The sequence below is a fragment of the Limnohabitans sp. WS1 genome (genome assembly GCF_003063265.1).
In the GTDB taxonomy this organism is placed as follows: Bacteria; Pseudomonadota; Gammaproteobacteria; order Burkholderiales; family Burkholderiaceae_C; genus Limnohabitans_A.
On sequence record NZ_NERU01000022.1, the window covers coordinates 66622 to 72621 of the forward strand.

Sequence of the window (6000 nt, forward strand, 5' to 3'; positions counted from 1 at the left end):
CTGGCTTTGGGTGGGTCTGCGGCTCGCTGCGCACAGAATTTATGCAGGCTGTAACCATGTTTTACGGCGATTCACAAGCTTGTATTTCCGCAAGCGGCGCGGGCATTGGCTGGCGTTGTGGCGCAGGGATTTTCCGAGGTGCTGGGTCATGCGCCCACCGGAGTTTTTTGCACATCCCGAATCTGCCCACCAAAGCTGAGCAGCCAGCGGTCGAGCAGCAGGGTTTGCACCACGGTGGCGGTGATGCGGTAGTTGGTGTCGGTTTCGGTGTGGGTTTGGTCTTCGGACAGGCGCGATTCGAGCAGGTGTTTGCCGGGGGCTTTGTCGATGACGAAGCTCAGGCGGATGCGCTCACCGTTGGTGATGGCAAAGCGGCCGTCGGCGTCGTAGCGGGCCAGGTCAAAGTCGGGGCGCTCGAAGGTGAGCGTGCTGGCCTTGGCGCTGTGGACGCGGTGCAGGGCCATGCTGCGTTCGTTGTTGTAGCCGTCAAAGCGGCACACCAAATAGATGCGCGGGCCTTGTTGGGCCAGGCCCAGGGGCATGACGCGGTGTTGTTTGCGCTCTTCTTTGGCGTTGGTGTAGTCCAGCTCCAGCCATTGGTTGTTGTAGAGGGCTTGGCTGGTTTGTTCGAGCACGCCTTCGGCGATTTGGGGCGGCAGCAGGGGCTGGGTTTCGCTGACGACGCGCACTTTTTGGAGCCACTGTTTTTCGAGGGTGGCGTTTTGGTGCGGGGCGAGGTTGGCGCGGGCTTGTTCAAAAAAGCCGTTCATCGATTGCATGACGCTGGGCGGCAGCAGGGGGCGCAGTTGTTGCTCGGCCAGCATGAGCATGAGCGATTCTTGCTTGCTGAGGGCGGGCAGCATGAAGCCGGCCGATGGGCCTTTCCACTCGTAGCCGTAGGGGATGCTGCGCTCGTCGCGGTCGATGCCAAATTCCACACTCAGGCTTTTGAGCAGGCGCTGGATGCTGCGTTCGTCGCGCTCAAAGCCTTCGGCGGCCAGGGCTTCGCGCAGCTCTTTGGCCGTGACTTTTCGGCCTCGCGGTATGCGGCGCAGCAATGCCAGCACCAGGAAGGTGGTTTCCAGGGTGTTGGGTTTGGTCTTGGGCATGGTGGGTGGGCAGTCAAAAAAGCAGTGACAAAGTATCACTTGTAAATGTGTATTTTTTTGTGATTAGCATTCATCATTTAATTCAATTTGTACTTTTTATGGCGTGTGAATGGGGGCGTGCGCCCCCCTGCCCCCCACGGGGTGGGCTCCTGCGTGGCGGGGTCCCGTGGGGAATGGCCGCAGATCAGACGACGAAGCCGATGGCCCGGCTTTGTGCGCCGGGTTTGAGGGCGCATTCTTCGGTCAGGGCTTGCACCATTTGGCTGGCGCTTTGGATGAGGCGCAGGCGGCTTTGGCGCACGATGGCGGCGTAGTCGCCCGGGGTGAGCAGGCCCAGGGCAGCCAGGGCTTGGCGGTCTTGGGGTGTGGGTTCGCCCAGGCCCATGTGCTGGCAGTGGCGCTGCAGCAGTTGCAGGGCTTGTGCGGGTTTGAGGTAGCCAAACTTGAGCTTGAGGTCAAAGCGGCGCAAGGCGGCACTGTCCAGTCCGGCCATGAGGTTGGTGGACGCGATGAACACGCCGCCAAAGCTTTCCATTTGTGTGAGCATTTCGTTGACTTGGCTGACTTCCCAGCTGCGTTGGGCGTCTTCGCGGTTTTGCAAGAAGGTGTCGACTTCGTCAATGAGCAGCAGGGCCTTGGCTTCTTCGGCCTGTGCAAAGGCTTTGGCAATGTTTTTTTCGGTCTCGCCCACCCACTTGCTGATGAGGTCAGACGCGCGTTTGACGTGCAGGGTCAGGCCCAGTTGCTGGGCCAGCCAGCGGCCGTAGGCGGTTTTACCGGTGCCGGGCGGGCCGTACAGGCAAATGCGGCCGGAGGGGTGTTGGCGCAGTTGTTCGGCCATGGCCAAGAGGTCGGTGTCGGTGTTGACGAAGGCGGGGTCGTACACCTCGGGCAGGGCATTGGGGGTGTGGCGGGCCAGTTGGGGGTGGTCTTGCGCTTGCAGGGTTTGGTTGATGAGCAACTCCACCGCTTGCTCGGTTTGGCCTTCGGGCAGTTGCGTGGCAATGCTTTGGATCACGCGGCTGGTGCGCGTGATCACGGCCGGGGCCAGGGCTTCGGATTGCGCAATGCGTTGGATGGCCGCATCGCTCAGCAGACCTTGGCTGGCGTTGCGGATGATGCGTTCGCGCTGGGCCTGCGGGGGCACGGGCATCTCCAGCACCACGTCAAAGCGGCGAATAAAGGCCGCGTCCATGCCCATGAGCGAGTTGCCAATCCACACGGTGGGCAGGTGGTTGTTTTCAAGCAGGCGGTTGATCCAGCCTTTGGTTTGGCCGGGGCTGCGGCGGCGGTGGCCGAAGATGTCGCTCTCTTCAGGGTGGCTGAAGGCGTCTTCGATTTCGTCAAACATGACCAGCGCCTGGCGCTGCGCAAACAGGCTGTGCGTGGCGCTGAGCGCTTTGATGCGCTTGCGTCCCGAGATGGGTTCTTCGTCTTCATCTTGGGTGGTGACTTCAAACAGCTCGCAGCACAGGTCTTTGGCCAGCAGTTTGGCCAGCTGGGTTTTGCCGGTGCCAGGCGGGCCGTACAACAGCACATTGACGCCGGGCTGGCTTTGGGTGAGCGCTTGGCGCAAGTAGGGGCGCAGCACCTGCAGGGCCTTGGCGCAGTGCGCGTAGTCGTCAAAGTCCAGGTGGCCGGGATCGCTGGGCACAATCATGTCCTTGAGCCAATCGGTGGGCTGCAAATCGTTTTCGATCAAGCGGTGGGGCAGTTTGTTGGACAGCAGGTCGAGTTTGCTGTCCAGCGCATGGTTGGCGTGTACATCCACAACAACCAAACCCGTTTTGGACAGCAAACCATCGCTGCGCAGAGCTTGGCGAATGGCTCCGAGGTCCAGGCCCAGGAGGGTGGCCATGGCTTGGTACAGCCGTTGGCTGTCCAGATTTTTGACATAGCCCGTGGCCTGGCTCAAGTGGATGTCGCCTTTGATCAGCATGGCGAACTCCAGCACACGGCTCTCGACATCGGACAGCCCCACGAGAGCGGCGATGCGTGCCACGTTGCCCGCCAAGGTGGCGGACACTTGCATCTGGTGGGCGCGGCGTTCGACTTGCGCCATCAGGCGAGACAGCATGAGCCGGGTTTTGGCGGGCTTGGGTTGTTCGACTTCTTCTTCGTCGTCTTCGTCTGTCGAGGGGACCACCAGCCCGAGCCAGCGGGCCAGGTCGGCGTCCTCAAACCCGAAGCGTGTGACGAAAAAGCGATCGCCTTTGAGCAACACCAAGATGCGCAAGACCCACAGCCGAACAATGTCAGGGTCGGTGCAGTCCTGGTCGGCGATGAGGGTTGAAACGAGCGAGCTGATGCGCGAGTTGGCGGCCATTTTTTCCTCCTGATGATGGGTTCACCATTGTCCGAACGAGGGCGACAAGCCGTGTCGGGGTGACGCACAGCCCGACAAGGTGCTGGCCAGAAAAACCTCAGGCCCTGCGGCTTGCGTCGGGCGGCTTCGCCGCCCTCCTACAATGCAAGCCTGCAAAACAGGAACACCCCATGAACACCACCGCTGGCTTGGAAGCCGAAGACTTTGACACCTTGGACAACATCCTTGATGACCTGCGCGAGCGCTTTGAAGAGACGCCTCAGTGGGAGTTTTGTGAGGGCTTCATGGCCGCGCTGGTGTGCTGCCGCCGCGCCATTCCCGACAGCGAGTGGCTGCCGATGCTGCTGGGCATTGACCCGGACGAGGCCGAAGGCGGCAGTTTTGCCGATGACGCCCAGCGCCAGCAGTTCATGGCCTTGTGGCAGCGCCGTTTTGACGAAATCAAGCTCGCGCTGGACACACCCGTGGAGGCTCTGGACGACGACAAGGCCTATGCGCCCGAGGTGATGGATGTGCGTGGCGCCATCGCATCTCTGCCGCCCGAAGAACGTGAAGAGATCGACGACAGCGAAATCCCGTCTTTTGCGCAGGTGTGGGCGCTGGGCTTCATGTTTGCGGTGGAAAACTGGTCCGATGAATGGACGGCTCCAAAAGACAAAGACGCGTCCAAGTGGCACGACCTGTCACTCGAAGCCGTTGTGGCCCTGACCGAAGATGACGACGCAGTGCCGACCCTGTCAGCCTTGTCAGAAGACGGCCCGCCCAGCGTGAGCGAAGAACGCCTGAACGCCTATGGCGAAGCGCTGTGGGCGGTGTACGACCTGCGCGAAATCTGGCGCAACATCGGCCCGCGTGTGGCCCAAGTGATCAAAGAAGCCACCCCAGGGCGCAACGACCCGTGTTCGTGCGGCAGCGGGAAAAAATTCAAGAAGTGCTGCGGGGCCTGACCGATAAAGAGGGCATACCCGCATGGGTTGAAAACCCGCCGTTTTGGGGAAGCCCCACATTTTGTGGGAGCCCCGCCATTTTGGTTAACCCCTGCATTTTGATAGGGGTAGGAAAGGCCAAGGCCTCCCCTCCCTCCGAACCGTGCGTGCAGTTTTCCCGCACACGGCTCTCCAGTCAGTGGTTTCCTCATCGGGATTGGCTCGCTTGCATTCGGGCCTGCGTCATGGTGAACAGCCCCAACTGCGCGAAGTACTCGTTTGGCCAGCGTTTGTGATCAACTTGGCTCTTCCCCATCCCCGGGCTCTTTTGCTGCTTGCGCAGCATCGCCCTCAACCTCCTGCGGATGAATCCGTCTATGCTGGGGAATGTGCTTTTATAGGCGTGCTTGAAGTAGCCAAACCATCCCTTGAGCATGGGGCCAAGCTCTTTAATGACAACGCGCAGACTCTCGCCTCTCGTGCGCTTGGTCTTTTCTCGCACCTTGTCCTTCAGCCCCTTTAGGCTCTTGTCCCGCACCCAGCGCCTGCCCGCCTCAAATCGGTAGCCCAGGAACTCAAAGCCCTGTCCCCTTTGCGTGCAGTCCCCCACATGGGTCTTATCCGGGTGCAAGCTCAGCCCGTTTTGCGCCACCCACTGCCTGACCTGCTCCAGTGCCTCTTGCGCTTGTGACGCCGTCTCGCACAGGATCACGAAGTCGTCCGCGTAGCGCACCATTCGGTAGCCCTGCGCCTTCATCTTCACATCCAGTGGATGCAGGTAAACATTGGCCAGCAACGGACTGATGACCGCCCCTTGCGGGGTGCCCGTCGTCGGCGTCCATCTGCGCATCTCTTGCACGATGTCTTGCTGTAGCCAGCCCTTGAGCAAGGCCAGCAGCCTTCCATCGCTGATGTGCGCTGCGATCCTGTCCATCAAGCCCTCGTGCGGGATGCTGTCAAAGTACCCCTGCAAGTCAGCATCCACCACATGGGTGTAGCCTTCTTTGAGCAGTGCATCAACTTGCCGCAGCGCGTCTTTGCAGCCCCTGCCGGGTCGAAACCCGTAGCTCGTGTCCTCAAACTCTTGCTCAAAGATCGGCTCTATCACCCGCTTGACCGCCGTCTGCACGATCCTGTCCTTGACCGTCGGGATGCCCAAGGGCCGCGTTTTACCGCCCGCTTTGGGTATCTCTACCCGCCGCACCGCTTGGGGCCTGTACTCTCCTTGCTCCAGTTGTCGGCACAGCTCACTCAGGTACCGCGCTTCATGCGCCGCAAATCCTTCTATGCTTTGCCAATCTATCCCCGCTGACCCTTTGTTCCCTTGGACTTGTTGCCAAGCCGCTTGCAAGGTGCTCAGCCGGTAAACCTTGTCGATCAAACTGAACCACTTGTTTCCTTTGACGCCGTTGCCCAGCGCCGCCAACATACGATCCGTCCAGACTTCACGGTCCACCCATGCCCATTGGGCAGGGTCTGACTCGGCTTGTTTAGCCCTAAGAGGCACTGCCACCGTTTCGCTTTCGCTCTCGTTCATCTCTGTCCTTTTCGTATCCACTTTCCTGCCACCCTTGGCTCGTGCGGCTTTCCTACTCCGCATTTCTCAGGCTGCCGTCTGCTCGGTTTAGGCTCAAGGGGC

The 6000-nt window shown here is 60.6% G+C and carries 4 protein-coding genes; 1 reads left to right on the plus strand and 3 read right to left on the minus strand.

The window, feature by feature from the left end; all coding sequences use genetic code 11:
- Nucleotides 1-146 precede the first annotated feature (146 nt).
- Nucleotides 147-1109 (minus strand): YafY family protein, encoded by a 963-nt coding sequence (locus B9Z48_RS19350; protein ID WP_108380331.1) that lies wholly within the window; start codon nucleotides 1107-1109, stop codon nucleotides 147-149.
- Between the two features lie 184 nt (nucleotides 1110-1293).
- Entirely contained in the window at nucleotides 1294-3435 is a 2142-nt protein-coding gene (locus B9Z48_RS19355) for an AAA family ATPase (protein WP_108380332.1), read from the minus strand.
- A gap of 170 nt (nucleotides 3436-3605) precedes the next feature.
- Here B9Z48_RS19355 and B9Z48_RS19360 point away from each other — a divergent pair, with 170 nt between their 5' ends.
- Nucleotides 3606-4382: a YecA family protein gene (locus B9Z48_RS19360; RefSeq protein ID WP_108380333.1), complete on the plus strand. Its 777-nt coding sequence runs from the start codon at nucleotides 3606-3608 to the stop codon at nucleotides 4380-4382.
- 187 nt (nucleotides 4383-4569) lie between these two features.
- Here B9Z48_RS19360 and ltrA read toward each other — a convergent pair whose 3' ends face one another.
- Nucleotides 4570-5898 carry a group II intron reverse transcriptase/maturase gene (gene ltrA / locus B9Z48_RS19365; protein WP_199233554.1) on the minus strand — a complete coding sequence of 443 codons (1329 nt, stop codon included), beginning with the start codon at nucleotides 5896-5898 and terminating at the stop codon, nucleotides 4570-4572.
- Nucleotides 5899-6000: the final 102 nt, after the last annotated feature.

Bases quoted from the DNA above. Each gene is read 5' to 3' on its own strand.
- B9Z48_RS19350 (WP_108380331.1), bottom strand. From the start codon at position 1,109: ATGCCCAAGACCAAACCCAACACCCTGGAAACCACCTTCCTGGTGCTG.
- B9Z48_RS19355 (WP_108380332.1), bottom strand. From the start codon at position 3,435: ATGGCCGCCAACTCGCGCATCAGCTCGCTCGTTTCAACCCTCATCGCC.
- B9Z48_RS19360 (WP_108380333.1), top strand. From the start codon at position 3,606: ATGAACACCACCGCTGGCTTGGAAGCCGAAGACTTTGACACCTTGGAC.
- ltrA (WP_199233554.1), bottom strand. From the start codon at position 5,898: ATGAACGAGAGCGAAAGCGAAACGGTGGCAGTGCCTCTTAGGGCTAAA.